Source organism: Streptomyces sp. NBC_00669 (genome assembly GCF_036226785.1).
Taxonomy (GTDB): domain Bacteria; phylum Actinomycetota; class Actinomycetes; order Streptomycetales; family Streptomycetaceae; genus Actinacidiphila.
On the sequence record NZ_CP109018.1, the window covers coordinates 5,396,589 to 5,423,144 of the forward strand.

Genomic DNA, 26,556 nt, shown 5'->3' on the forward strand with positions numbered 1-26,556 from the left:
GGCGCGGGGAACTGCGCGCTCAGCGATAGCCGGCGGTCAGGCGAGGGCGAGGCAGCCACCCCGCAGGGGGCACCCACTTAGGGGTGGTTAGAACCCGAGGGCGCGGAGGGTGGCCGCGTTGGATTGGGTGACCCCCCACAGCATGCGCTGGCGTTCGTGGACGTCGGCGACAGCCGCATCGTGGTTGAGGAGGAGCGCGGTCGCGCGGTCGGTGAGGTGCGCGGAGAGGTCGCGGTCGTGGACGGACACACCCCACTCGGGGCGGTCGATGTCCGCGAGGAAATACGCCATCTTGGGGTGGGAGATGAGGCTGATGACGGGGGTGCCGCAGCCGAACGGGACCATCCCGGCGTGCCCGCGCATGCCGATCACCAGCTTGGTACGGGCATAGGTCGCGCGGATCTGGTCGTTGTCGAAGTCGTACATCGGTACGACGGGCATCGTGACGCCGTGCTCGCGCCGCAGGTCGTACGCGATCCGCTCGTCCTCGACCGTGTGGGCGACGCAGCGTACTTCGGCGTGGGCGCCCAATGTCCGTATGGAGGAGGCGAGTTCGGCGAGGAAGTGGCCGTAGTCGTGGCCGAAGCGCAGCCCCGCGCGGTCGTACGCGGCGTTGAGCAGGATGGTCTCGTCACGTCGCTCGGGGTCGGTCCAGCCGGGGACCAGGTGGCGGGTGACGGTGGTGGGGCAGGGCTGGAAGCGCACCTTGTCGTGGAGTTCGGGCGGCAGCAGGCGGCGCACCTGCGCGATGGAGCCGTGGTTGCGCAGGCCGAAGAAGACCGCCCGCTCGGCGAGCCGGCGCAGCGCCGTGCGGAACCGGTCGTGCCGGTAGGACTGGCCGTCGAAGACGTTGAAGCCGACCGCGTAGACCGCGATGGGCACCTCGATCCGCTCCAGCAGGTCGTCGGGGACGTTCCACTGCCAGGCGCTGTTGCCGTTGGGCATGGTGTCGGGCAGGAACAGCCCGCCGCCGCCGATCACCAGCCCGCGCCGGGAGTTGACCCGTTCCAGCGCGGCCTCGTCGAAGAGCCGGTGGGCGTGGACGGAGTGCCAGCGGCGCGGGCCCGCGTCGGGGCCGAACGCGAGCCGTACCGCCTCGGGCAGCACCTTGTCGCCCGCGTTGCCCTGCTGCGGCATGTAGAACGCGACATGCGCCAACTGCTCGCGCCGGTCGACGGGTTCGGGCGCGTCGGACTGCCCGGCGAGGCCGTCGCCGGCGGCGGTCCGCAGCAGCATCTGCCGGCACGGCCGGTGGGTCGGGTCCGCGTCGAGCCCGGCGAGCGCCAACTCCCGTGCGGCGTCGTCGTCTCCGCGCACCCAGGCGATCTGGGCCAGCCGGGCGAAGGCGGGCGGCGCCCAGTTGGGGGAGGCGGTGGCCAGCCGCAGGTGCGCCCGCGCCTCGTCGTCGCGGGAGACGCTCATCAGCGCCTGGCCGTAGACCTCGTGCGGCCACGCGTCGTCCGCCGGGATGCGCACCGAACCGAGCAGGTCCACTGCGTCCTGGTACTCGCCCGCGGCGATGTGCGAGGCCGCGACCCGGCGGGCGCAGCCGACGTCGCCGGTCCTGGCGGTGTGCGGGGTGCCGAACTGCACGAGCAGGTCGTGGTGCGCGGCGCCCGGCAGCGCCATGAACTCCGCCCGGAAACCGGCGTCCGCCTCGTCCGCGTCCTCGGGTTCCCCGAACTCCCTTGATACGGCGCCGGGTTCGCCCGGGTCCCGGTCCACCGTCGTGAACACCCCGTCGATGTCCAGCGGCACGAACTCCCCGTCGAGCGCTGCCGCCAGCACCCCCGCCGCGGCCCGCCCGCGCGGGTGGCCGCCGTCGAGCGCCACCGCGTCCAGCCGGGCGCAGAACGCGTCCGTCAGGTGCTCTCGCTGGAGCACCAGTACATCCGTGCCCGGCCCGTCCTCGCCCGCCCGGTACGGTGCCGCCGCCAGGCCGCGGCGCAGCGTGAGCAGCCGGCCGAGCGGGCCGCACGCCACCCGCGCGGTGTCCAGCACGATCACGGTGTCGTGGTCGCGGACCCGGAACGCCTCCAGCACGCCGTACTCGCCCGGCTCGGCCGTGCCGCCCGCGGCCTTCGCGTACGACGCGAGACGGGCCGCCGACTCGGGCTGCACGCAACGGAGTTGGGCGCGCGGGTGCAGGGCCGCGATGCGGGCGGCGGCGCCCTCGGGCAGCCCGTCGTGCAGGACGAGGAAGTCCTCGCACACGGTCTGGTTGGTCAGCGCGAGGCTGCGCAGCAGCGCCAGCAGGCCGGGCAGCCGGTCGGCGTCCACCCACGCGGCGAAGGCGATCCGCCGCTTGCCGGTGAGCGCGGCGGCGGAGGGGACGGGCGCGGGGGCCTCGGGTGCGGCGGTTGAACGGGCTTCGGGCCCCGCGGGTCCTTCGGGTCCTGCCGGTTCGCGGTCGTGGGGGGTGGTGCTCATCGCAGCGAGATCACCGGGCCTGCGACGTTTCTGGCGCGTTCCATGACCCATGCTTTCTGGCTGGAGTTCGCCTCGGCGGAGGCGACCGGGACCGGTATCGCGTCCGGCAGGCGGTAGGGGGACGTCTGGTGGAAGTCGAAGCCGATCAGGTCGAGGCGCGGGCTGACGTCGAGGAAGTCGATCAGCCACATCGCCTCGAACGAGCAGGTCGGCGGGTGCGGCCAGGTGTCCGCGCCGAGCCGGCCGATGCCCCTTACGGGGGCGCGCAGCGACTCGTCGCCGGTGTGGCGCTGCGCGCCGGGCACCAGGCGGGCGCGGATGTCGGTGCGCCAGGCCGCCGCGTTGTCGCCGAGGACCAGCCGGGTGGTGACCGGGCGGTCCCAGTTGAAGACCTTCCGGTGCCCGGTGACATGGATGTCGGTGCGGGTGCCGGTCGCGGCCGGCTCGATCACGTAGGAGGTGAAGCGGAGCACCAGGTCGTAGGAGTCGATCAGCTCGCCCAGCGAACCGTCCCTGACGGTGCCGGAGTTGGCGACCAGGCAGATCGAGCGGCCGCTGATCCGGTTGCGGAGGCCGCCGAGGTCGAGCCAGCCGGTGCCGCCGTAGGTCGGGTCGGGAATCGGGGCGCGCAGGCGGTGCCGGCGCTGGTCCGCGTACAGGGCGATCACCCGGGGGAGGGTGGCCGAGTCCGCCGGCGCGGCGGCGAGTTGCTCGTCGATGTGGCGCAACGCGGCGGCTTCCAGGGCCGGTACGTTTCCGGCCGTGCTGTCGGCGCCCGGGAGGAGGGCGGCGAGCGCGCGTTGTTCGGGGAGCGCCGCGCGCAGTGCCGCGGCGCGGGTACGGGCGTGGACGTCGTGGCCGGCGAGTTCCACGCAGCGGTCGTACGCCGTGAGGGCGGCCGCCGAGTCGCCCACCGCTTCGAGGGCGCGGGCCCGCAGGCGCCAGGCCGGGCGGGATTCCTTACGCAGCGGCAGGACCGTTTCCGTGATGGTCAGGGCGAGGCGGTGGCCCTCCTCGCCGGCCGCCACCGCGGCTTCGCCCGCCGCCACGAGGGCGTCGAGCAGGTCGTCCGTCACCGCGGGGGACACCGGGGTGTCCGGGCCCAGCTCGTCGGGTGACGGCAGGTGGATCAGGTGCTTCGCCAGCTCCGGGTGGGGGCTGCCGCCTCGTACCGCGGTCAGCGTGCCGCACATCCGCGCGCACGCCCGCAGGCACTCCACCACGGTGACCGGGGCCCACGGAACTCCCGAGGCCGTGGATTCCGCTTTCTCCGGCGCCGGTTCCGGCTTCCCCTTCGCCGCCACGGCCCCTCCCTGCGGCCCCAGGGCGCCCTTATGACGTGGCTTGAACCAATGCCCGCGGGTCGTCGTCACCATGTGGACGTTAGGGCGCCCCCATGAACCCCCGGTGAACCCCTCCTTACGTCCCCCCGCCCCCGCCGCACGGGTGCCGTTTCGTCCCCGGGTGCCCCCGGTGGCCGGTTGCTCGCGCAGTTCCCCGCGCCCCCGGGTGGGTGCCCCTTGCGGTGCGTGTTTGTCGGTCGGTCTGTCTGTGATGGGGCGCGCAGTTCCCCGCGCCCCTGTTGGGGTTGCTCGTCGCTGTTGGGTGCGGGTTGCTCCGTTCCCGGGGTGGCCGGGTGCTGCGGAGGAGCCGCACATATCCAGGGGCGCGGGGAACTGCGCGCTCAGCGATAGCCGGCGGTCAGGCGAGGGCGAGGCAGCCACCCCGCAGGGGGGCGCGGGGAACTGCGCTCCCTCAGGGTTTCGCCCGGGAGGTACCCCCATCCGCCCACCCACCGAGGGGTGGTCCCGGGACGGGGAGGGGAGGGGCGCCCCGGGGGGTCAGGGGCGGCCACCCCGCAGGGGCCCGCCCTACTCCAGCCGTGGCTGCTGCGCCGGGGCCGGGCAGATGCGGTTGCCGTCGCGGTCGAAGACGTAGAGGTGCGCGAGGTCGACCAGGAGAGGCACCCGGTCCCCGCGGCGTACGCGGATGTCAGGGCCGGTGCGGACCACGAGATCGCCGGTCTGGGTCTCCGGAGACCCCGCGGGCCGGTCGATCACGGCGGCCGGCGCTTGGCTGGGCCGGGGCGGTACCCCGTCCCCCGCACCGTCGCGCGCCGGTATCGACGCCTGGATGCGCCGGGCCGCCTTCTGCGCCAGCTTGCCGATGCCGCCACCCCCGCCGCCGGAACCGTTCGCGGCGCGGCGGCTGCCGGTCCTGGGCGCGGGTGCCGGCCGGGGCGCCTCCAGCTCGGGCACCACCGCGGGCCGCGACCCTGTGTTGAGGTGCACCAGCGACTCATGGCCCTGGTACTCCACATGCTCGACGATCCCGCTGATCACGACCTCGCCGGAGTGCGCCTGGCTGGGCTGGGCGATCCGTACCGCCTCCGAGCGCAGGCCGACGATGATCGGCCGGCCCTGCTGGATGCGCAGCATCTGGTGGTCGTAGCTGAGCGGCTCGGGCAGGCCCAGTCGCTGGCGGCCGAAGTCGATCCACATCCCTCCGCTGAGTGGAGCGATCACGGTCGCCTGGAGCAGGTTGATCCTGGGGGTGCCGACGAACGCGGCCACGAACACGTTCTCCGGCAGGTGATACGCGTCACGGGGGCTGCTGAGCTGCTGGAGCACCCCGCTGCGCATGATCGCCACCCGGTCGCCGAGCGACATCGCCTCGGCCTGGTCGTGGGTGACGTAGACCGTGGTGACGCCCATGCCGTGGGTGAGGCGGGCGATCTCGGCGCGCAGGTGCGCGCGCAGCTTCGCGTCGAGGTTCGACAGCGGCTCGTCCATCAGGAAGACCGAGGGGTGCCGGGAGATCGCCCGGCCCATCGCGACGCGCTGGCGCTCACCGCCGGACAGCTGCCCGGGGTAGCGGTCCAGGATCTCCTCGATCCCGAGGATGCGGGCGGTCTCGTCCACCCGGGGCCCGGGCTCCTCGCCGGGCATCTCGAAGCGCAGCGGGAAGCCGATGTTCTCCCGGCTGGTCATGCTCGGGTAGAGAGCGAAGTTCTGGAAGACCATGGCCATCTTCCGGTCGCCCGGAGCCAGGTCGTTGGAGTACTCGCCGTCGAGCAGCAGCTCGCCGGTGGTGATGTCCTCCAGGCCGGCGATCATCCGCAGGACGGTCGATTTTCCGCAGCCCGAGGGGCCGAGCAGCACCAGGAACTCACCAGGTGCGATGTCCAGCGAGAACCGGTCCACGGCCGGCGACGGCTGCTTCGGGTAGTACTTGGAAACTTCGTGCAGAGTGATGGCGCGAGTCATAACGGGAGCCGCCAGGTAGTTCGGGCACGGTGACGGGGCACGTGGGGGGAGGTTTTGCTCACAGGCGCCACACAGGTGCCGGTTGGGTGTGACGTGTGTGGCCTGCGTGACTTGCCAGACTTGCGAAGATGCGTGGTTGACGCTGCGCAGACGGTAGTGCACTACTCGTAGGTTGCGGAACGCTTGTATCAACACTGGATTGATACTTTTGACTCGTGACGAACCTCGCGCTCGGCCCGAGCTGGCTCGACCCGAACCATCTGATCAACACCTACGGCCTGTGGGGCGTGCTGTTGGTCGTGTTCGCCGAGTCCGGACTGCTGATCGGCTTCTTCCTGCCCGGTGACTCCCTGCTGTTCACCACCGGGCTGCTCGTCGCGTCCGGCACCCTGCACCAGCCGCTGGCCGTGGTCGCGGCGCTGATCGCGGTGGCGGCGGTGGTGGGGGAGCAGACCGGGTACTGGTTCGGCCGCAAGGTCGGCCCCTCGCTCTTCTCCCGGCCGGAGTCCCGGCTGTTCAAGATGGAGAACATCGAGAAGGCGCACGCCTTCTTCGAGCGGCACGGGCCGAAGGCGATCGTGATGGCCTGCTTCGTGCCGATCGTGCGGACCTTCACCCCGATCGTGGCCGGCGTCAGCCGGATGAACTACCGCACCTTCGCGACTTTCAACATCATCGGCGGGACGCTGTGGGGCGCCGGCGTCACCCTGCTGGGGTACTGGCTCGGACAGATCGCGTTCGTCCGCGACAACATCGAGGCGATTCTCGTCCTGGTGGTGCTCGTCTCCGTGGTCCCGGTCGCCATCGAGTTCCTGCGCTCGCGCAAGAAGTCCGCCGCGGGTGAGGGTGCCGGTACGGGTACGGGCACGGGTGCCGGCCTGGAGACCGGCGACGGGGCCGCGCCGGCCGCCGACCTGGGTGCCGAGTCGATCGCCGCCACCGCCTCCCGCGGTGGGCGGCACCGCGCGACGAAGCGCTGACGCCTTGGGCGAGGAGCAGCGGGGCCCGTCCGGCGGGTCACCGGAAGGGCCGGGAGAACCGGGACAGCCGGGACAGCCGGGAGAACCGGGACAGCCGGAAGGGCCGAAAGGGCCGGAAGGCCCTGAGAGCGACCCCGGCCCCGTCGATCTCGGGGCCGCGCTGACGCCCGCCGACGGCATACCCGTGATCACGCTGCCGCCCGAAGGCGGACTGTGGCAGGACCGGATGCGGGCGATGCTGCGGCTGCCGTCGACCGAGCGGCCCGCGCCGCCCGCGGACCGGCCGGGGGCGGCGGGCACGGCGAGCGGCGGTTCGGTGCCGCGCGTGCTCGACCTCACCCTGCGGATCGGGGAACTGCTGCTGGCCGGCGGCGAGGGCGCCGAGGACGTCGAGGCGGCGATGTTCGGGGTGGCCTTCGCGTACGGGCTGGCCCGGGTGGAGCCGACCGTCACCTTCACGCTGCTGGGCATCTCGTACCAGCCGTCGCTGACCGAGACGCCGCACACGATGAGCCGTACGGTGCGCCGGCGGGGCACGGACTACACCCGGCTGGCGGCCGTCTTCCACCTCGTCGACGGGATCACCGCGCACGAGGTGACGCTGGAGGAGGCGTACCGCAGCCTCGCCGACATCCGCCGCAACCGGCACCCGTACAGCTCGTGGGTGCTCACCGGCGCGGCCGGGCTGCTGGCGGGGGCGGCGAGCGTGCTGGTCGGCGGCGGTCCGCTGATCTTCGTACTGGCCGCGCTCGCCGCGATGCTCGGCGACCGGCTGGCGTGGCTGCTGGCCGCGCGGGGGCTGCCGGAGTTCTACCAGTTCGCGGTCGCCGCGATGCCCGCCGCCGCGATGGGCGTGCTGGTCGGGCAGTACGGCCACTGGATACCGGGCGCGACCAACGTGCAGTCCTCGGCGGTGATCACCGGTGGGCTCTTCGCGCTGCTGCCCGGGCGGGCGCTGGTCGCCGCCGTCCAGGACGGCCTCACCGGGTTCTACATCACCGCCTCCGCCCGGCTGCTCGAAGTGGTCTACCTCATCGTCGGCATCGTGATCGGGGTCACCCTCGTCCTCTACGCGGGGGTCCACTCCGGGGCTCGGCTCAACCCGGACCAGGCGCTGCGGGCGTACGACCGGCCGTGGGTGCAACTGCCCGCCGCGATGGTGCTCACGCTGGCGTTCGCGGTCCTGCTCCAGTGCGAGCGGAAGGTGCTGCTGGTCGCCACGCTCAACGGGGGCGTCGCCTGGACCGTCTTCGGGGTGCTCCATCAGCGGGCGGGCGGCAACCAGGTCGCCGCGACCGCCGCGGCCGCGGGGCTGGTCGGGCTCTTCGGGCAGCTCATGGCCCGCTACCGCTTCGTCTCCGTCCTTCCTTACGTCACCGCCGCCATCGGGCCGCTCCTGCCCGGTTCCGCGACCTACTTCGGGCTGCTCGCGCTCACCCAGCACCACCAGTCCGCCGCGCTCAGCCAGCTCACGAAGGCGGCCGCGCTCGCGCTCGCCCTCGCGATCGGGGTCAATCTCGGCAACGAGGTCGCCCGGCTCGCGCTGCGTGCGCCCGGGGCTTCCGCTCCCCGCCGCGCCGCGAAACGTACCCGCGGGTTCTGAGGGTGCCCCTGCCCCTCCGGGGTGGTGCGTTCCGTCGGTTCGGGGGCCACCTGTCGGTGGTGGGTCGGCCGCGCCCCCGCGTAGGTGCGGCTCCTTCCGCACGGGCGGGAACCGTGGCGGCGGGTTGCCGTACGCTCGGTGAACGTGGCGTTCAGTAAGGGTGGAGGGCGGCCGGATGGACGTGGAGGAGCTGGGGCACCCGGGGCGGACCGGCCGGCCTCGCAGCGAGAAGCGCAAAGCGGCGATCCTGGCGGCGGCGGGCGACCTGATGATGGAAGGCGGGCTGAAGGCGGCGACGATGGAGGCCATCGCCGCGCGCGCGGGTGTCGGCAAGGCGACGGTGTACAAGTGGTGGCCGTCGCGCGGCGCGGTGGCCCTGGAGGGCTTCATGCTCCGCGCGGCGGATTCGTGGACGCTTCCCGAGGGAGCCCCGGCCGCGGAGGCGCTGCGGGTCATCGCGGTGGCCGCGGTGCGGCTGTTCACGCGGAGCCCGGCGGGCCCGCTGATGCGCGCGCTCGCCGCGGACGCGCAGTCCGACCCGGAGATCGCGCAGGCGCTGCGCGAGCAGTGGCTGTCCCCGCGCCGCGCGGTGACGGCCGAGGTCCTGCGGGAGGGCATGCGTACGGGGGAGTTGCGGGCGGACCTCGACATCCCGGCGACGCTCGACCTGATCTTCGCGCCGGTGTACTTCCGGCTGCTGTTCGACCATGAGCCGCTGGACGAGGAGTTCGCGGAGCGGACCGTGCGGCAGGTGTTCGCGGGGATCGCCGCCGGCGGGAGGGAATAGCCGGCTCCGGATCGCCGTTGCCTCAAACTGAACGAAGCGTTCAGTAATAACGAGCACCGGAGAGCCCCCGTATGACGACCAGCGGCCCGTCCCCGTCTGCCGCCCACGCCGCCCATGCCGCCCACGCCGCCGACGCAGCCCTGACCGAGTCCGAACCCGAACCGGTGCCCATAGCCGGCGCCTCCGCCGAGCCGGGGCGGGCGCTGCGCTGGGTGATCATCACCCTCGCCTTCGCGTGCGGCGCCAGCGTCGCGAACCTCTACTACGCGCAACCCCTGCTCGGCCTGCTCAGCAACTCCTTCGACGTGAGCAAGGGCACCGCCACCGTCGTGGTGACCGCCACCCAGATCGGTTACGCGCTCGGCCTGGCCCTGCTGATTCCGCTCGGCGACCTCCTGGAGAACCGGCGGCTGGCCTCCCGCACGCTGCTGATCACCGCGGTCGCGCTGGCGGTGGCCGCGTTCGCCCCGGACTTCTGGGTCTTCCTCGCGGTGTCGGTGCTGATCGGCGTCACCTCCGTGGTGGCGCAGATCCTGATCCCGCTCGCGGCGCACCTCGCGCCGGCCGAGTCGCGCGGGCGGCTGGTCGGGCAGGTGATGAGCGGGCTGCTGCTGGGCATCATGCTGGCCCGTTCCGTCGCCAGCTTCGCCGCCGCCGCGTGGGGTTGGCGCAGTATCTACGCCATCTCCGCCGTCGTCATGCTGCTCACCTCGCTGGCGCTGCTGAAGGTGCTGCCGGTCCGCAAGCCCGACCACTCCGCCCGCTACGGCACCCTGCTCGCCTCGGTGGCCGGCCTCGCACGCAGCGAACCGGTGCTGGTGCGGAGGGCGTTGACGCAGGCGTGCATGTTCGGCGCGTTCACCGCGTACTGGACGGCGGTGGCGTACGAACTCGCCGACCGGCATCACATGTCGCAGAACGGCATCGCGGTCTTCGCGCTGGTCGGCGCGGCCGGGGCGGCCTCCGCACCGGTCGCCGGGCGGCTCGGCGACGCCGGGCGCGGGGTGCCCGGCCGGGCCGTGGCGATCCTGCTCGGCCTGGTGGCCATGGTCGTGGCCGGGTTCGGTGTCGACAGCCTCGTGCTGCTCGCGATCGGCGGCGTGCTGCTGGACTTCGCCGTCCAGGGCCACCAAGTGCTCAGCCAGCGCGACATCTACGCCCTGCGGCCCGACGCCCGCGCCCGCGTCAACTCCGTCTACATGACCACCGTCTTCCTCGGTGGTGCCGCCGCGTCCGCCGCGACCGGCGCGGTCCACTCCGCGTGGGGCTGGACCGGCGTCACCGTGATGGGCGCCGCCCTGACGGTGGCGGCGTTCCTGCTGTGGTCGGTCGAGCGGTTCCGCCCGGGGGCGGCTCGGAGCAGGGTGAACTCCCTCTAGAACAAGGCCGGTTGGAGAGCGGCGGGGGCTGGACGCCGGAGGGGCCGTGTGCCCGCTGTCGCGGACGCACGGCCCCGGGTGGTGCTGACGCGCGGTCGCGGAATCACCGCGCGGGCGTGCGGTTCGTCAGTTCTGGTACTGGAGCAGGACCGGTCGGGGCGCCTGCTCGCCGCCCGCGCTACCGCCGGCGATCACCGTGTTGGTGCGCGGGTCCGCGGCGATCGCGCGGACGTCGATCGGCGACGGGTCGGAGACCGCGGGCAGCGGCGACTTCGTCCACACGCCGTTGTCCAGGCGCAGGACGGTCGCGGCGACGCTGAGCCAGACGGTTCCCCCGGAGTACGCGGCCCCGCTGGTGTAGTCGGAGACCGCGGGGAGGGAGATGCCGGTGTTCTCCTTGTGCCAGGTCGTGCCGTCCCAGCGCAGGTAGCCGTTGGCCGTCGTGAAGTCGAAGACGTACACCTCCTTGGAGGACACCGTCACCGCGGACTGCTCGCTGTTCTTCGACGTCCAGGTCGACGGCAGCGTGGACTGGACCCACTTGGTGCCGTTCCAGTGGTAGGCGAGCGGGCCGAAGGGCGACGTGTTCGACGAACCCATGAGCCACAGGTCCTTGCCCGACGTGCCCGTCACGATATCCGGGCTCGACACCGTGTCGGGCAGGGCGACGGTGTTCCACGAGGTGCCGTCGAAGTGGTGCGCATAGTGGTAGCTGAAGTCCCACATGTCGTTCGCGGCGAATGCCTGGAAATTCATGGAGGGATAGGTGTCACCGGTGAGGGTGTGCTGCCACGTGGTGCCGTCCCAGTGCCACCGCCCCGGAGCGGTGTCGGCGCTCAGGGACTCCTGGTCGTAGATGTAGAAATCCGAACAGGAGATGCCGCCGATGGAGGCGATGTAGTCGCTGTTGTGCATCTGCGGAATTCCGGGCTTGGGCACGACCTCCCAGCCCGTGCCGTTCCAGCAGCGGATGTCCTGCCCCGGGTCGGTGGCCAGCACATCGCCCGACACCGTCGACACGACGTCGTGGAAGGCGTACATCTTGGCCGGCGTGGTGCCGACGTTCACTTCCTGCCAGCTTCCCGTCGCGGTCGAGGTCGCGGTCGCGGTCGCGTTCGGGTCGGTGGCCGCGGCCGTGGACGGCTGACCGCCGTGGGCCTCGTCTGCCTGTGCTGAGGGCAGCAGGGCCGCAAGGCCCACGAGCAGTCCTGCCGCGGCGACGGCCGCACGACCGATATGGCTTCTTCGCAAAGCAGTCTTCTTTCATCCGGAATGAGATGATCCGCATCCGAAGGGAAGTGTTTCCATCTGCGATCGACTGCTACGCCTGCGGTCCGGCGTTCACGCGACCCGTGAAGTGGGACCGCGTGAAAGAGACGCGAGAGCGCACTTGAACCGATGCGAGGGCACGTCGCCAAACGGAATGGCTGATTCCGTGGCGGGCCGGCGCAGGCCAAGCGTGATCGACGAAAAAATTGTTCCCCGTGTGATTGGCTCCCGATCCTGCTTGCCTGTGAAGTTCTTGTCAACTCAGCAGCGGGCAGCGGGGATTAGCGCGCTCCTGGCACAAGGCGTGCCCGTAATGGCGAACAAATGCCGACATGGCGAAATCCCTCTACCATGGGGGGCGTTGGCTAAGCGCCGAGGGCAGGGGGATGCCGTGCTGGATCATGCGGGCCGGGTCGAGAAGACGTTCAAGGCCGTGGACGTCGGTGACGGTGGGGACGGGCGCTGGGCCGCGCGGGTGCGGGAGGTCGCGAAGGAGAGCGACCCGGCCAAGTGGCTGACGGACGAGGGCCGGACGCCGGAGGGAGCGGTGCGGGCGAAGGAGCTGTTCGCACGGCACATGCCCGAACTCCTGCCGGTGCTGGAGCGGTTGGCCGCGCAGGTGCCGGAGATGCGTGCCGGCGAGACGCTGTTGACGCACGCGGCGGCGAAACCGTTCTGGAGCGGCTGCACGCAGACCGCCCGCCCCGGACGGCTGCTGCGCAACTACGACTTCCCGCCCGAGGCGTGCGAAGGCACCATCGTCCGCTCGCACTTCCTGCGCCCGGTGATCGGGATGCAGGATGGCGCGTGGGGGCTGCTCGACGGGATGAACGACGCGGGCCTCGCCGTCTCCCTCACCTTCGGCGGCCGCTTCGTGCACGGTCCTGGCCTGTCCATCCTGATCGCGCTGCGCTACGTACTGGAGACGTGCACCACGGTGGACGAGGCCGTCGAGTGCCTACGCGGCCTGCCCATCTGCATCCCGCAGAACGTCACGCTCACGGACCCGGACCGCGCCGTCACCGTCCAGGTCGGCCCGGACATCCCGCTCACCGTCGACCCCGACCCGGTGGCGTGCGCCGCTAACCACCAACTCGCCGCGCCCGTCTCGCCCGAGGAGGAGGCCGGCAGCCGCACGCTCGCCCGGGTCGCGGCGATCCGCGCCGCCGGCCCCGACACCCCCGTCGCCACGATGCTGCGCCCGCCGCTGCACCGGCGGGAGTACGACGAGGGGTTCGGCACCCTCTACACCGCGGACTATCGCCCCACCGACGGGGAAGTCGGCTATCACTGGCCCGACGCCGAACCCTGGACGCAGTCCTTCGCCGCCTTCCACGAGGGCGCCCGCACGATCGAACTCGCTCCGGCGCCTGCCCTTCCCGAGCCCGCGCCCACCCCTACCTCGTCGGCCGACTAGGGCCTTTCGAAAGCGGGTTCGGGGAGATTCGGGGCACGCGAGGGGGAGGAATGGTGCCTCGAATGTGGAGGGAGATGGTGGGTGGTGGATCGGGCGGAAGTGGGATGGCTGGTCGCCGCCGTGGTGGTCGTGGGAGTGGTCACGGCCGTGATCGCGGTGCGGACGCTGCTCAAACTGGTGCGGGCGCGACGGATGTTGAAAGCGACCGGGATGCCGCTGTCGACCAAGGCCATGTTCTGGGGCTCGATCGCGTATCTGATCTGGCCGGTGGATCTGCTGCCCGATCCGATCTACGTGGACGACATCGGTTTCCTGATGCTGGCCCTGCGTTCGGTGCACGCGGCGGCCACGCGGCTATCCGCGGAGCGGGCCGTCACCGGCGGCCGGGAAATCCGTACCAATCGGCATAAACGCGGTCGCTAAAGGGGCGGTTGGCCCCGTGTATAGTGGCCAGCTGTTGTCAGTATTCAAGTGAATGCGGCGACTTCGGGGGAGGCAATGGGGGCCGATTTCGATGCGCGCGCATTCGAAACGGGGTAGTACATCATGCGTGTTCGGGTTCATCCCAGTCTTCCGGTCATTGCCGCGATACTCGTCGGCGGCGCGCTGCTCACCGCGTGCAACGACGACTCCAGCTCGTCCGACGACGCGGGCTCCACGCCCTCGACCTCGGCCGCCGCGCCGACCACCACCAGCGCCGCGCCCACGACGAGCGCGTCCGCGACGACCGACGGCGGCGACGGCGGGTCGTCCGCCAGCCCGGTCACGGTGAACAAGTCGTTCACCGACGACGTGATGGGCGAGAAGGCGACCGTGCTCAAGTACGTGAGCGGGTACCAGCCGTCGGCCGCGTCCAAGAGCAAGTACTCGGCCCTCGCGGACGAGAAGGTCGTCCTGGTCAACGTGAAGGTGACCGCCAGCAGCAAGTACTACGACACCTTCGGCGCCGACTCCTTCTACCTCACGGGTATGTCCAACGGGATCGACCAGGCGAGCACCACGATCCTCGACGACGAGATCAAGGCCGCCGGCTACCCGCCGCTGCCCGACGCCGAGACCGGCAAGACCACCACCGGCTGGGTCGTGTTCACTCCGACCAAGGACACGACGAAGCTGGTGCTGCGCTACAAGCGGCTCGCCGCGAAGGCGTCGAACGGCACGAACATCACCGCGAAGAACTTCGACATTCCGCTCAACTGATCGACGTAATTTCCCGACGGCCCGCCGGAATCACCCGGCGGGCCGTCCGGCATATCCGAACGCAATGGCGATTCACCAACTTCCTTGCTCCCTACGGGAGTTCCAGCGGCACGGTGGTGAGGGTCAGGTCTTCGTCGAGGGGTCGTGGCGGGTGAAGACGCAGTCGGAGTCGGCGTCGACTACCACTGTTGTGGTGGTGTCGCGGCTGAGGTCCACGGTCCAGGAGGATTTGGGCAGGGTCGCGCCCGCGTGGAGGTCCGGGGCGGACGTGTAGTGGGGTTCGTAGTGCTGGCGGGCGAAGTAGGCGCGTGCAGCGGCGACTGCCGGTTGGACCTGACTCCGTGAGACGACCAGTTTCAGTGCGTAGTCGTATTCGAACCGGTGCTGTCCGGGCGTCTCGGTCGTGCACTTGCTCCATGCGTCGCTGTAGATGGTGGTTTTGGGCGTGCCGATGGTGGAGTGGAGGGCGTCGAGTGTCTGCTGGGTGAGGGTGTGGGCCTTCTTCTCGACGGCGTCGGGTTGGACGTCGCCTTGGTGTGCGGCGCCGCAGGCGGTGGTGAGGGTGAGGAGCAGGGCGGTGGCCCCGGCGGCGGCCATGCTGCCTGTGCGCGTGGTTCTGGTCATCGCTCCTGCTACTAGAGGAAGTCGGTCACGGTGTGCACGACGTTCTTGCCGCCGTCCACGAGGGAACTGCCCGTGTCTTTGAGGTCGTCCAGTGTCCCGCCCGGGTCGCCGGAAATCAGGTCGGTGGCCGAGCCGATGAGGTCGTTCTGGGCCTGGCCGACATCGTGAAGGGCATCTCCGGTGTCCTCCAGCGGCCGTCCCCAGTAGCCCCCGACCGCGTGGCCGGCGTTCTGAAGTCCGGCGCCAGCGAGCTCTTGGATTCCCGCGACGGGATCAGCGACTACATCTGCGAAGTTGGGAAGCGGGCCGGTCTTGTCCTCCGTCGGCATCTTGCTGACCTTGTCCGTCTGCCCGGTCACGATGTCCGTCATGTTGTCCAGGGACGGTCCTGCGTCCCAGTACTCGCTGTGCGCGTGCTTCACCCCGCTGCCGGAGCCGGAGTCGAACGTCTTTCCCCCGAACTCCGTGGAGGTCGGGTCGTTGCCGAACCGGTCGCTGTGGTCGTCCACCCAGTGAAGCGGGTCGAGTGGCGCGCCGATCTGCGGGATGGGGTCGAACTTCTTCTTGCTCGCCCAGACATGGTCGGACCCGATGCCGAGCTGTGATGCCTTCCCTGCGGTGACACCCGGCGAGCCGACGAAGACGACATCGTTGGGCCGCATGCCGAAGTGGGCGCACGCGTCACCCACGAGCGTGCTGCCGTAGCTGTGCCCGATCACCGTCAGGTGGCCGCGGCCGGTGTGATCGGACTGCAAGGACTTCACGAACGCGGTGAGCTTGGGTGCACCGTCGTTGGCGAAGCTCTGCACGGTGGGGCCGCCAGGAAGCTCGCTGAAACTGGGCGCGTCGTAGCCGAGCCAGAAAACAGACGCCGTTGAGCCTGGTTTCTGTTCATTTGCAGATGTGTACAGCGTCATGGCCCGATCCATGTCGCCTTTCGCGCTGTCAAGGTCGGCGCCGGTGCCGGGCACGTAGACCGCGGTGTTCGCGGCCGTATCCGGGTTGCCGAACGACACTGAAACGTGGCCGTTGCCCTTGGCATCGAATCCCAGTAGGTAGACCCCGTTGTCCTTGAACTTTGGTTGTGCCAGGTACGCGGACAGCTTCTTCAGCGAATCCGGGCAGTCCGTCGCCTTCAGGCACTCTGCCAGGCGCAGGCGGTTCAACTTGTCCGCATCGGTGGCCGGTAGCCCCTGGAAGGCGGTGATGTCGTCGGGGGAGGCGTCGGCGTACGCCTTCAGGAAAGCCGGGTCGTTCAGGTTCTTGCTCAGATCGCTCTTCACCAGGGCGAGGCCGGCCGAGTCGTGGTCCTTCGTCGCCTGCTGGAAGAGGTAGGCGTCGGCCGCCGCGACGGAGATCGGCTCCGGGACCTGGACATGGTCGCCCCCTGCGCCGATGTGCACGGCGAGCGCGTGTCGCCGGCGCAGGTCGGGGAGTTGGTCGCGGGTCCAGGAGGCGATGGCGCTGAGCTTGCGCAGGTTCTCGGTGTCAAGCCCGTACTTGCCGAACTGACTGCTGAGCGATGCACAGTTGGTGGACAGCGCCTGGGCGCCGGTGTCCATCTGCTGGATGGCTTGGGCGAGTACCGCAACGTCCACGGCTGCGATCTTGGTCATGTTCCCCCCCGGGAGTTGGTGTTGAGGCCAGGGCTGCGGCGATGCGTCACCAGTCGTGCTGGTGGTCCCTCTGCATCTGCCGGGCCTGGCTTTCCGTGACCTTCAGCGGCTCGGCACGCAGCGCGTCGGCGACGACGTCCCGTAGCCCGTTGGTCAGGGTGTGGACGGAGCTCTTGCGACCCGTGATCTCGGCCTGGAACTTGGTCGCCGCCTCCGTCCCGATCCACGCCTTGCCGCTGCCGAAGTCGGCGGCGGGCTTGTCGAGTACGGGCCGCATGGCCTCAAGCGTCGCGTCCATGGTGGACAGCAACGTCTGGAGCCACGCGCGCCGCGGGTTGTCGACCATCTGTCCGGACATCTCGAACGCCCCCCGTGTTTCGCGTCAGATGGCCAAGAACGTAGGGACGTCCGAAGCCTGGGGCAATGGTGACGCGGCGTTGTGAAGCTCACACGGAAAGAGATGGCCGAGAGTGCATGTGCCCGACGGGCGGGGCGGATGGGGGCAGAGGTGATCGAAGTTCAGCACTTTGTGAGCGATTACTGACATTCCGTGAACATGAGTGGGTGTCAGACCCTACGATCGGTTTCAGGTGAGCCTTTGTCCGGGCAAAGGGGCTTATTTGCCTATGCCCGCAGGCAATGTGGCGAGCCGTCAGGGATCGACTCGGAAGACGAAGGCCAGGTCGGAGGCTCGACTGCCGTGCGCGGGCGGGCTCTTGACATGGCCTTCCGACAACTGGAAGGGATCGGAACCACCATGAACGACAGCAACAGCAACGCGGGCGTTGGTAGCGGGCCTTCGGCGCGGCGGATCTACGCCAAGGAACTGGCGAAGCTGCGGGAACGCGCGGGTCTGACGTTGGTACAGCTCGGCGAGCAGACCAGGTACGAGCAGTCGTACCTGCACCGGCTGGAGAACGGCGAGCGGCTGGGCTCGTCGGACGTCCCCAAGGTGCTCGACAGGTTCTACGGCACCGGTGACCTGCTCGCCGACCTGTGGAAGCTCGCCAAGCGGGAGAAGAAGCAGGGCCGGTACGAGGGCTTCATGGACGTCGAGGCCGAGGCCAGGAACATGCAGGAATTCGTGGCCGGCCTGATCCCCGGACTGTTGCAGACCGAGCGGTACGCCGCGTCGCTGCTGAGTTCCGACCTGTCGGCTTCCCTGGCGGAGGTGAACCGGCGGGTGCAGGAGCGGATGGCCCGGCAGGCCCGGCTGTTCGGGAAGACGAACCTGCTCGACTACCGCGGGCTGATCCACGAGTCGGCGCTCCGCAGCGGGCTCAAGGACCACGACGCGTGGACCGAGCAGCTCGAACGGCTCATCGAGGCAGCCGGGCTGCGGCATGTCTCGCTGCACGTCGTGCCGTTCAGCGCCGGTCCGCACTTCATGTTCGGCGGCTCGCTGAGCATGCTGTGGCTGCCCAGCGGGCGCAACATCGCCTACGTGGAGGGCAGTCTCAGCGGCGACGTCATCGAGGACGCGGAGGAGGCGGAGCAACTGCGCTTGGCCTACGATCAGTTCAGGGACCTCGCGATGACTCCTGAGGGGTCCCTGGACCTGCTTCGCACCGTACTGGAGGAGCACACGTCATGTTCATCGCTGCCAAGGACCTGAGCGGCGCCGCCTGGCGCAAGTCGTCGTACAGCAACGGCAACGGCGGCAATTGCGTCGAGGTCGCCGACGGCTTCACCGGCGTGGTGCCGGTCCGCGACTCGAAGGACCCGCACGGACCCGCGCTGGCGTTCTCCGCGGACGCGTGGGCGTCCTTCGTGGGCGCGGTGCGCGCCGACGAGTTCCCCACCGTCTGAACCGCCGAACCGGTTCGTCCCCCGTGGCGCAAGCGGACCACCGCGTGTCCGCTTGCGCCACGGCGTGCGCCGCCTTGACCTGCTGGGGCGTTTTCGGATGAGCTGAGGCAATGGCTGTCATCCACAAGACCACGCTGGTCCCCGGCAAGCTGGAACTCGTCGCGCCCTGGCTGGCGGCGCAACCGTGGTACGTCGGTACCGGGCGGGCGCCCGAACTCGACAAGTCCGGCGGGTTCCGGCTCGACGACCCCGAGGGCGAGGTGGGCATCGAGTTCCTGGTGGTCACCGACACCTCGGGCGAGGACGAACCGCGCGCCTACCTCGTACCGTTGACGTATCGCGCCGAGTCGCTCGACGGTGCCGACCACGCGCTGATCGGCACCACCGAGCACGGCGTGCTCGGGCACCGCTGGGTGTACGACGGGACCCACGACCCGGTGCTCCAGGCGCAGTTGCTCGCGTTGATCCAGGACCGGGCCGAGCCGCAGGCGCAGTCCGCCTCCGACACGCCCGACCCCACGGTGGTCCCGACCCTCAACGGCCCCGCGCTGCCCGTGGACGCCGTCGCCACCACGGTCTCCCACGGTCCCGACGGCACCGAACTCGCCGTCGAGATCCCGGCGTACGCCGCCCACACCCTCCACCTCGTCCGCGCCCTCGACCCGAACTCCGCTGCCCCGGCCGACCCCGCCCTCCGCGCCCACCTCACCGCGGAATGGCAGGCCCCCGACGCCGACCACCGCGTCACCGGCCTCCTCGCCGTTCTGCGGCCCACCGCGAGTTGAGCGCGATGTGGGACGCTGGGCGGCGTGACGTCAGGGACCGCCGAGGAGTTCACGGAGCACCGCCGGAGGATGTTCGGGCTGGCCTACCGGCTGCTCGGGTCCGCCGAGGAGGCGGAGGACGCGGTGCAGGACGCGTACCTGCGGTGGAGCCGCGCGGACCGGGAGGCGATCGAGCAGCCGGGGGCGTGGCTGGCCAAGGTCGTCACCAACCTCTGCGTGAACCGGCTCACCTCCGCCCGCGCCCGGCGCGAGCGGTACGTAGGGCCGTGGCTGCCGGAACCGGTGATGACGCGGGACGGCGCGCTCGGCCCGCTGGAGTCCGCGGAGCAGCGTGACGCCGTGTCCACCGCGATGCTGGTGCTGCTGGAGCGGCTGACCCCGACCGAGCGCGCGGTGTACGTGCTGCGCGAGGCGTTCGGCTACAGCCACCGGGACCTCGCCGGCGTGCTGGAACTCACCGAGGCCAACTGCCGCCAGGTGTACCGCAGGGCAGTGAAGCGCGTGGCCACACAGGAGACCCGCTTCACGCCCGCGGTCGAGCGGCAGCGCGAACTCGTCGAGTCCTTCGTCACGGCCGCACGCGAGGGCGACCTCGCCCGCCTGGAACGGCTCCTCGCCGAGGACGTCACCTGGTGGAGCGACGGCGGCGGCAAGGTCAGCTCCGCACGGCGCCCGATCCTGGGCCGGGAGAAGGTCGTCCGCTTCATCTCCGGCACCGTCCGCAAGTTCACCGGCGCCCTCGCGGTCGACATCGTCGAGGCCAACGGCGCGCCGGCCCTGGTCGTCCGGGTCAGCGGCCACCTCTACACCGTCATCGCCCTGGACGTCCGCGACGACGCCATATCCGGCGTCTGGTCCGTCCTGAACCCGGAGAAACTGTCCTTCGTGCAGCGCCAGTTGGCGACGACGGCGTAGGTCGCTCCGGGTGGTGCGGCCGGCTCGTGGTCAGTGGGTGGCGGGGATGACCTGCCAGGCGAGGACGCCGGTCGGGACGTCGGTGAACTCCTTGGCGAAGAAGAAGTTCTCAAGTTTGTTGCCCGTGAAGGGGAAGCGCAGGACGTCGCCGTCGCAGTACACGTCCGGCATGATGGCGGGATCGGGGGCATTCATCTCCCAGGCGAACCACACGGCCCCGGTCCCGGCGCAGGCTGCTTCGAGGACGTAGGCGTGGGCGTCCTTGAAGTGGGGTTCCGTCTTCATGATCCGCATGTTCTTGTTCACGGTGCCGGTCCAGTGCATTTTCACCTGGGACGACTTTGTGAGCTTCGCCTGTGCCTGCTCGCGGAGTTGGGCCTCGCTCCGGGGTGGTGTGGGTGTCGGTTTGTCCTTGTGGCCGCCGGAGGAGCATCCGCTCAGCACCACGGCGATCGCTGCGGCGACGCCCAGGGCCCGCCACCGGCGCTTCACCATCGCGAGCCCCCTGCCCCTGTGTACGCGACACCCTCTGGTCCTCAACGTATCCGACGCCCGTTGGCCGCACTGGTGCTCCTGCGAGCTGCCCGGGGGCGTTGTCACGTTTGCGGGGGCCGGGCGGTTCTGAGGGGGTGACGGGCGCTCCGGTAGGGGGGCGCCCCCGGCGGAGGGACGGCGAGCGGGATGACGGTGACGGGGAAGACGACGATGGTGACCGGGGGCACCGGGACGCTCGGGCGGCTGGTCGTGGAGCGGCTGCGGGCCGGCGGCGGCGAGGTGCGGGTGCTCAGCCGGCACGCGCCGCCGCCGTACGCCATCGACCTGCGCAAGGGCGGCGCGGGTCTGGTCGAAGCGCTCACGGGCGCGGACACCGTGGTGCACTGCGCGTCCAACCCGCGCGGGGGCGACGAGGAGGCGGCCCGCCACCTGATCGAGGCGGCGCGGGCCGCCGAGGTGCGGCACCTGGTGTACATCTCGATCGTCGGCGTCGACCAGGTGCAGTTCGGCTACTACCGCAGCAAGCTCGCCGTCGAGCGGCTGATCGAGGAGTCGGGGCTCGGCTGGAGCGTCCTGCGCACGACGCAGTTCCACGACCTGGTGCTCCAGGTGCTGTCGGCCTTCGCGAAACTGCCGGTCATGCCGGTCCCGGTCGGCCTGGTCGACCAGCCGATCGACAGCGGCGAGGTCGCCGTACGGCTGGCCGAGCTCGCGGCGGGCGAACCGGCCGGCCGGGTACCGGACATGGGCGGACCTGAGGTGCGGACCTTCGCCGACCTGGCCCGCGCCTACCTGCGCGCGAGCGGGCGCCGCCGCCCCCTGCTCAAGGTCCCGCTGGCGGGCCGCACGTACCGGTCCTTCCGGGCGGGCGGGCACCTGGCGCCGGAACGGAACGTCGGCGTGGGCACGTTCGAGGACTTCCTCGCGGGACGTTTTCCTCCTGCGGAAAGTCGCTAGCCCACGGCCGCGCGGGAGCCCCACTCTGGCCGAGGGGACACGTCCACCGGGGAGACGTGTCCCGATCGGCCGGACCGGCCGACCGGACGAGATCCGGCCGGCCGGGTCGTCCACCGCCCTACGGCGCCGCTTCGAGCACGGCGCCGTAGCGGCGTGTTGTCCCGAAGTCCCTTCCGCCACGGGCACGTACGTGGACCCGAGCAAGGCGAACATCCGGGCGGCCTTCAATTCCCTGGTGCACCGTTGAGCGGTTCCTCTCCACTCAACGGTGCGCCGTAGGCACGAAAATGCCGCCGCCCCCCACCCGCACGGTGGGAGCGGCGGCACTTTCGCGAAGAGCGCTGCCGGGCCGGGCCCGGCTACTGGCCGATCCGCGGCAGGTTGCCGAGCGGGCCGGGCAGCTCGGTGCCGGTCTGCTGCGCCCGCAGCAGCGCGATGACCGCGCCGACGCCCGCGAGGATCAGGCTGACCCAGAAGCTGAAGCCGTGGCCGCCGGCCGGGCCGAAGTCGGAGTGCGCGAAGATCGCGATCACGTAGAGCACGAAGCCGATGCCGAAGCCCAGGAAGGTCAGCGCCCTGGCCGGGGTGGGCAGTTGGATCTGCGGGGCGAAGAGGCTCGCGGCCAGCGCGCCGGCGCCGAGCACGGTCAGCACCATCGCGAACCAGGCTATGAACAGCCCGTGGTCGAAGTGCCAGGCGCTCCAACTCACACTTCCGAGGTGCACGCCGTACGCGCCGAAATCCCAGGAGTAGTAGTCGAAGAACGAGAAGATGAGGACGATGAACCCGATCCCGAGAATCGCCCAGTCGAGCCGGTTGACCGAAGCGGGGTCGAATGAACCCCCGGACGGTCCACCCGCGTGCGGCGGCGGGGCCGGCGAGCCGGGGGGCGGCGGCACGTCGTGCGTCATGGTGTCTTGTCTCCCTGGTGACATGCGTGAACGAAGAACTCCGGGCGGCTGAGACTAGCGGTCCGCCGCCTGCTCCGTAAGCAAGTCGCGGCGGCATGCGTCGGGTGGGTCCAATTGGTCGTACGGATACGGGAGAAACCCCTGTGGCGGGAAGTGCCTTTCCTGGTGTGCGGGTTTTCGTGGTGCGGACGGATAACGCCCGTGATGTCGGTTGGCGATGTTCAAACGGTGGCAAATGAGCCGGAGTTCATCGGAATTCGGCGGAGCCGGCGACCGGCGACGGGGCAGCCGGACCGGCCGGGGGTTCGCTAAGTTCGGCTGCCTGAAGCCGAGTTGGGGCGAGCGTGGAGGCGGACATGGCGGACGGCACGCGGCAACCGGGCCAGGGCGGCGCTTCGTGGGTGGGGCTCCCCGACCCCGTGGACATCCTGACCAGCCAGGACCTGGTGCTCGACTTCGACGGCGCGATGGAGCTCGCCCGCGCCTACCTCGACGTGGACGCCCGGGAGCACGCCGCCGCCGTCGCCGTACGTGCCGGGGGCTCCGGCGAGGCCGACGTGCGGGTGGCCGGGGAACTCGTCACCGCGCTGATCCACCTCGCCGAGGGCGAGTCCCGGCAGGCGGTCAAGTGCCTCAAACCGCTGGACGGCTTCTCCGACCTGGACGTCGCCGCCGAGGTCTTCCTCGTGCGCGGCATGGCCATGGAGGCGCGCGGCAAGCGGGGAGACGCCGACGCGAACTACCGGCTGGCGATGGGCCTGCCGCGGGCCATCAGCGCGGGCCTGGCCGCGATCCGGCTCGCCGGGATGGCCCTGGCCACGGACGACCTCGACGAGGCCGGCCGGATGCTCCAGGCCGCGATGGGATGCGGCGTGCCGGTCGTCACCGCCCGGGCCGAACTCGAACTCGCCCTGCTCCTCGAACGATCCGGCAACCAGGAAGCCGCCATCAAGCGTTACCGCGCCGCCATCGACAGCCCGCAGCAGAAGACCGCGCTGCACGCCGCGTTCAACCTCGCCGGGCTGCTCCGGGAGACCGGCGACAGCCCCGAGCAACTCGCCGAGTCCCGGCACTACTTGGAACAGGTGCACGCTTCCGGGCACCCCGGGTACGCGCCCAAGGCCGCGGTCGACCTCGCTGTCTCGCTGCTCGAAGAGGAGCGCGCCGACGAGGCGGTGCCGCTGCTCGAAGAGGGAACCGCCGCCGCCGACCCCGCGGTCTGCGCCCTCGCCCACTTCCACCTCGGCATCATCCTCATCGACGCCGAGCAGGCCCGACGCCACCTGCGCACAGCGCAGAAGACCGGCACCGGCGAGGTGAAGACCCGCGCCGCGGAAGCGCTGAGGCTGCGCCGCGACCGCTGAGACCCTTACGGCGCAGGCCCGTTCAGCAGGCGCCCGCACGACGCCCGTACGACGCCCCGTGCGACGCCCGTACGACGCCCCGCACGACGCCCGTACGACGCCCCGCACGGCGTCCGTACGGCGTCGCTACGGAGCCTGGGCCACGGCGCTAGCGTGGGGACGGTGACAGATGAACCGCCCCGGCGGGGGCGCCGGCCGGGGGCTTCGGACACGCGCGGCGCCATCCTCGCCGTCGCGCGGCAGAAGTTCCTCGAACACGGCTACCAGGCGGTGACCCTGCGCGCGATCGCTGACGAAGCCGGCGTGGACGTCGCCCTGATCAGCTACTACTTCGGCTCCAAGCGGGGGCTGTTCGGCGCGGCGATGGCACTGGTGGCGAACCCGGCGGACGTGCTGACGCGGGTGCTCGACGGCGACCCCGCCACGTTCAGCCTGCGGGCGCTGCGCGCCTTGGTGACCATCTGGGACTCCTCCGACACCCGGCCCGCCCTGGAGGCGATGGTCCGCAGCGCGGCGGCCGACGAGGCACTCGCCGCGCTCCTGCGGGAGATGCTCGAACGCGAGGTGTTCGGCCGGATCGCCGAACGTATCGGCGGGGCGCACGCCCAGGCGCGGGCGATGGCGTTCGGCGCGCAGATGGCGGGCATCATCATGACGCGGTACGTGCTGCGCCTGGAGCCGATCGCGTCCATGTCGGTGGACGACATCGTCCGGCACTTCGGCCCCTCCCTGCGGCTCGCCCTTCAGGGCCCGCCCACCCGTAAGCGGCGGTCGTCCGGGTAGCGAGGCGGCCGGCCCCGGGAATTCATCAGGGCCGGCGGATTCGGGCGGTGCGTCGGACAGGAGCCCCGTACGACCGGCGGCCGGAATTCATCAACGTGGCGAGTGGCCGACCCCGGGCGGGACCGTGAGCAGGACAGCGACATCCCGTAGGAGGAGGCTCCCATGCGCACCGTGGACTCGCGGAGCGGCACCCCACCCGCCGAACCCGCCCGCCCCGCTCACCCCGCCTCACCGGCAGGCCCGGCCGTCCGGCACGGTGTGGTCCTGTTCGTCACGTGCCTCGCGCTCGGCGCGGTGGTCTCGGCGATGGCCTCGCTGAACGTCGCGCTGCCCAGCCTGGCCCGCGAAACCCACGCGAGCCAGACGCAGTTGTCGTGGATCGTGGACGCCTACAGCCTCGCGTTCGCCTCGTTGCTGCTGCCCGCGGGGGCGTTGGGCGACCGGTTCGGGCGGCGGCGGGCACTGGTGGCCGGCCTCGTGGTCTTCGCCGTGGGATCGGTGCTGGCCGTGTTCACCAAGGACGCCGACGAACTGATCGCGCTGCGAGGCCTGTTGGGGGTGGGCGCGGCGCTGGTGATGCCGGCGACGCTGTCCACCATCACCAGCACCTTCCCGCGTGAGCAGCGGACGAAGGCGGTGAGCGCGTGGACCGCGGTGGCCGGCGCGAGCGCCGTCGTCGGCCTGCTGACGTCGGGCCTGCTGCTCCAGGAGTGGTCGTGGCGCTCGGTGTTCCTGCTCAACGTGGTGCTCGCGGCGGTCGCCGCGGTCGGCACGCTGGTCTTCGTACCGGAGTCGGCGGAGGCGGAGCGGCCTCGGCTCGACGCGGTGGGCGCGCTGATCGCGGTGCTCGGCCTGCTCGCCCTCGTCTACTCGGTGATCGAGGCGCCCACCCGCGGCTGGGCCGACCCGCTCACCCTCGGCGGCATCGCTCTCGGCGTGCTGGTGCTCGCCGCCTTCGTCGGATGGGAACTGCGCCGGGAGCAGCCGCTGTTGGACCCGAGGCTGTTCCGCAACCGGCGGTTCTCGGCGGGCTCGGTGTCGGTCACGCTGCAGTTCTTCGTCTTCTTCGGCTTCATCTTCGTGGCCATGCAGTATCTGCAACTGGTCCGTGGGGACAGCCCGTTGGTGGCCGCGGTGAGCGTGCTGCCGCTGGCCGGCGCGCTGGTGCCCGCCACCCGGCTGACCCCGCGGCTGGTGGCCCGGGTCGGCGTGCGGCGGCCGTGGGTGGTGGGGCTGGTGCTGGTGGCGGTCGCGATGGCGGTCCTCTCGCGGCTGGGCACCGACAGCCCGTACTGGCTGGTCGTCGCCGGACTGGTCCCGCTCGGGGCCGGGATGGGCCTGGCGATGACGCCGGCGACCACCGAGATCACGGACGCGCTGCCGCGGGCGCTGCAGAACGTCGGCTCGGCGATGAACGACCTGTCACGCGAACTGGGCGGGGCGCTCGGCATCGCGGTCCTCGGGAGCCTGCTCAGCGCGGGCTACCGCACGCACCTGCACCTGCCGGCTGGGCTGCCGCCGCGGGCGGCGGACGCGGCCCGCTCCTCGCTGGCCGGGGCGAGCGGCGTCGGCGGCCCGGTCGCCGACGGAGCACGGCACGCCTTCGTGGACGGCATCCACCAGACGCTGCTGGCGGGCGCGGGCGTGGCCCTGCTCGCGGCGGTCGTCGTCGCCCTGCTGCTGCGGGGCACGCGGTCGCGTTCCGCTGAGCGCGGCGAGCAGGCCGGTGAGCAGGTCGGCGAGCAGGCCGGCGCGGCGGATGGGACGGCTTCCCTGCCGGACGGCGCCGTTCCCCGGCCGGGCAGCGTGGGCTCAATGCCGGACGGCACGGGTTCAATGCCGGGCAGCGCGGGCTCAACGCCGGACGGCGCGGGCTCAATGCCGGACGGTACGGGCCCTCGGCCGGACGGCACGTACACCGACAAGCGCCAGCCGCAGCCCCGTTGACCCACCCCGCCTGATCCGT

Annotated in this window: 25 protein-coding genes; 15 read left to right on the forward strand and 10 right to left on the reverse strand. The window is 71.1% G+C overall.

Features of this window, described 5'->3' with window-relative positions; translation table 11 throughout:
• Positions 1–87: 87 nt before the first annotated feature.
• The 3 genes from OG896_RS22595 to OG896_RS22605 all read right to left on the reverse strand — a co-directional run bounded on the left by OG896_RS22595 (position 88) and on the right by OG896_RS22605 (position 5,696).
• A complete protein-coding gene (locus OG896_RS22595; protein ID WP_329368088.1) occupies positions 88–2,430 on the reverse strand; it encodes a polysaccharide pyruvyl transferase family protein in 2,343 nt (780 codons plus the stop codon).
• Positions 2,427–3,734: a hypothetical protein gene (locus OG896_RS22600; protein WP_329368089.1), complete on the reverse strand. Its 1,308-nt coding sequence runs from the start codon at positions 3,732–3,734 to the stop codon at positions 2,427–2,429. The genes OG896_RS22595 and OG896_RS22600 overlap by 4 nt, the downstream gene beginning before the upstream one ends.
• A gap of 567 nt (positions 3,735–4,301) precedes the next feature.
• Positions 4,302–5,696 carry an ABC transporter ATP-binding protein gene (locus OG896_RS22605; protein ID WP_329368090.1) on the reverse strand — a complete coding sequence of 465 codons (1,395 nt, stop codon included), beginning with the start codon at positions 5,694–5,696 and terminating at the stop codon, positions 4,302–4,304.
• 215 nt (positions 5,697–5,911) lie between these two features.
• Here OG896_RS22605 and OG896_RS22610 point away from each other — a divergent pair, with 215 nt between their 5' ends.
• From OG896_RS22610 to OG896_RS22625, 4 genes are all read left to right on the forward strand, one after another.
• A complete protein-coding gene (locus OG896_RS22610; RefSeq protein WP_329368092.1) occupies positions 5,912–6,676 on the forward strand; it encodes a DedA family protein in 765 nt (254 codons plus the stop codon).
• Complete coding sequence (locus OG896_RS22615; protein ID WP_329368093.1) at positions 6,648–8,279, forward strand: threonine/serine exporter family protein; 1,632 nt, start codon at positions 6,648–6,650, stop codon at positions 8,277–8,279. The genes OG896_RS22610 and OG896_RS22615 overlap by 29 nt, the downstream gene beginning before the upstream one ends.
• Positions 8,280–8,454: 175 nt before the next feature.
• The gene (locus tag OG896_RS22620; RefSeq protein ID WP_329368094.1) at positions 8,455–9,066 is read left to right on the forward strand and encodes a TetR/AcrR family transcriptional regulator; all 612 of its coding nucleotides are present in this window, start codon (positions 8,455–8,457) and stop codon (positions 9,064–9,066) included.
• A 71-nt stretch (positions 9,067–9,137) separates the two neighbouring features.
• Positions 9,138–10,445: an MFS transporter gene (locus OG896_RS22625; RefSeq protein WP_329368096.1), complete on the forward strand. Its 1,308-nt coding sequence runs from the start codon at positions 9,138–9,140 to the stop codon at positions 10,443–10,445.
• Positions 10,446–10,571: 126 nt separating this feature from the next.
• Here the strand turns inward: OG896_RS22625 and OG896_RS22630 are convergent, their stop codons facing one another.
• On the reverse strand, positions 10,572–11,696 hold the full coding sequence (locus tag OG896_RS22630) for a hypothetical protein (RefSeq protein ID WP_329368098.1): 1,125 nt from the start codon (positions 11,694–11,696) through the stop codon (positions 10,572–10,574).
• Between the two features lie 409 nt (positions 11,697–12,105).
• On the opposite strand from OG896_RS22630, the gene OG896_RS22635 reads away from it, so the two are divergent.
• Together OG896_RS22635 and OG896_RS22640 are read left to right on the forward strand one after the other, a co-directional pair.
• On the forward strand, positions 12,106–13,131 hold the full coding sequence (locus tag OG896_RS22635) for a C45 family peptidase (RefSeq protein ID WP_329368100.1): 1,026 nt from the start codon (positions 12,106–12,108) through the stop codon (positions 13,129–13,131).
• An 81-nt stretch (positions 13,132–13,212) separates the two neighbouring features.
• A complete protein-coding gene (locus OG896_RS22640; RefSeq protein WP_328465322.1) occupies positions 13,213–13,554 on the forward strand; it encodes a YkvA family protein in 342 nt (113 codons plus the stop codon).
• Between the two features lie 137 nt (positions 13,555–13,691).
• Here OG896_RS22640 and OG896_RS22645 read toward each other — a convergent pair whose 3' ends face one another.
• Positions 13,692–13,916: a hypothetical protein gene (locus tag OG896_RS22645; protein WP_329368103.1), complete on the reverse strand. Its 225-nt coding sequence runs from the start codon at positions 13,914–13,916 to the stop codon at positions 13,692–13,694.
• Here OG896_RS22645 and OG896_RS22650 point away from each other — a divergent pair.
• Complete coding sequence (locus OG896_RS22650) at positions 13,900–14,331, forward strand: hypothetical protein (protein WP_329368105.1); 432 nt, start codon at positions 13,900–13,902, stop codon at positions 14,329–14,331. The genes OG896_RS22645 and OG896_RS22650 overlap by 17 nt on opposite strands.
• A 123-nt stretch (positions 14,332–14,454) precedes the next feature.
• Here the strand turns inward: OG896_RS22650 and OG896_RS22655 are convergent, their stop codons facing one another.
• Genes OG896_RS22655 through OG896_RS22665 form a run of 3 tightly spaced genes read right to left on the reverse strand, consistent with a single transcriptional unit; the run spans position 14,455 to position 16,929 of the window.
• Complete coding sequence (locus OG896_RS22655) at positions 14,455–14,955, reverse strand: hypothetical protein (protein ID WP_329368107.1); 501 nt, start codon at positions 14,953–14,955, stop codon at positions 14,455–14,457.
• An 11-nt stretch (positions 14,956–14,966) separates the two neighbouring features.
• Complete coding sequence (locus tag OG896_RS22660; protein ID WP_329368109.1) at positions 14,967–16,571, reverse strand: alpha/beta hydrolase; 1,605 nt, start codon at positions 16,569–16,571, stop codon at positions 14,967–14,969.
• A gap of 46 nt (positions 16,572–16,617) precedes the next feature.
• Complete coding sequence (locus OG896_RS22665) at positions 16,618–16,929, reverse strand: hypothetical protein (RefSeq protein WP_328465310.1); 312 nt, start codon at positions 16,927–16,929, stop codon at positions 16,618–16,620.
• Between the two features lie 399 nt (positions 16,930–17,328).
• Between OG896_RS22665 and OG896_RS22670 the strand changes: the two genes are divergently transcribed.
• The 4 genes from OG896_RS22670 (at position 17,329) to OG896_RS22685 (ending at position 20,080) form a co-directional block, all read left to right on the forward strand.
• A complete protein-coding gene (locus OG896_RS22670) occupies positions 17,329–18,186 on the forward strand; it encodes a helix-turn-helix domain-containing protein (protein ID WP_329368112.1) in 858 nt (285 codons plus the stop codon).
• Positions 18,162–18,380 (forward strand): DUF397 domain-containing protein, encoded by a 219-nt coding sequence (locus OG896_RS22675; RefSeq protein WP_329368115.1) that lies wholly within the window; start codon positions 18,162–18,164, stop codon positions 18,378–18,380. Before OG896_RS22670 ends, OG896_RS22675 begins: the two co-directional genes overlap by 25 nt.
• A gap of 110 nt (positions 18,381–18,490) precedes the next feature.
• The gene (locus tag OG896_RS22680) at positions 18,491–19,165 is read left to right on the forward strand and encodes a maltokinase N-terminal cap-like domain-containing protein (protein WP_329368117.1); all 675 of its coding nucleotides are present in this window, start codon (positions 18,491–18,493) and stop codon (positions 19,163–19,165) included.
• Between the two features lie 24 nt (positions 19,166–19,189).
• Entirely contained in the window at positions 19,190–20,080 is an 891-nt protein-coding gene (locus tag OG896_RS22685) for an RNA polymerase sigma-70 factor (protein WP_329368119.1), read from the forward strand.
• Positions 20,081–20,110: 30 nt separating this feature from the next.
• Here OG896_RS22685 and OG896_RS22690 read toward each other — a convergent pair whose 3' ends face one another.
• Entirely contained in the window at positions 20,111–20,575 is a 465-nt protein-coding gene (locus tag OG896_RS22690; RefSeq protein WP_329368120.1) for a hypothetical protein, read from the reverse strand.
• Between the two features lie 186 nt (positions 20,576–20,761).
• On the opposite strand from OG896_RS22690, the gene OG896_RS22695 reads away from it, so the two are divergent.
• Positions 20,762–21,532, forward strand: coding sequence for an SDR family oxidoreductase (locus OG896_RS22695; protein WP_329368122.1), 771 nt, complete (start codon positions 20,762–20,764; stop codon positions 21,530–21,532).
• A 359-nt stretch (positions 21,533–21,891) separates the two neighbouring features.
• Here the strand turns inward: OG896_RS22695 and OG896_RS22700 are convergent, their stop codons facing one another.
• Complete coding sequence (locus OG896_RS22700) at positions 21,892–22,443, reverse strand: hypothetical protein (RefSeq protein WP_328465294.1); 552 nt, start codon at positions 22,441–22,443, stop codon at positions 21,892–21,894.
• Positions 22,444–22,799: 356 nt separating this feature from the next.
• Here OG896_RS22700 and OG896_RS22705 point away from each other — a divergent pair, with 356 nt between their 5' ends.
• The 3 genes from OG896_RS22705 (at position 22,800) to OG896_RS22715 (ending at position 26,537) form a co-directional block, all read left to right on the forward strand.
• A complete protein-coding gene (locus OG896_RS22705) occupies positions 22,800–23,807 on the forward strand; it encodes a hypothetical protein (RefSeq protein WP_329368125.1) in 1,008 nt (335 codons plus the stop codon).
• Between the two features lie 162 nt (positions 23,808–23,969).
• Positions 23,970–24,590, forward strand: a complete 621-nt coding sequence (locus OG896_RS22710; RefSeq protein ID WP_329368127.1) for a TetR/AcrR family transcriptional regulator — start codon at positions 23,970–23,972, stop codon at positions 24,588–24,590.
• Positions 24,591–24,752: 162 nt separating this feature from the next.
• Positions 24,753–26,537 carry an MFS transporter gene (locus OG896_RS22715; RefSeq protein ID WP_329368129.1) on the forward strand — a complete coding sequence of 595 codons (1,785 nt, stop codon included), beginning with the start codon at positions 24,753–24,755 and terminating at the stop codon, positions 26,535–26,537.
• The last annotated feature ends 19 nt before the right edge of the window (positions 26,538–26,556 follow it).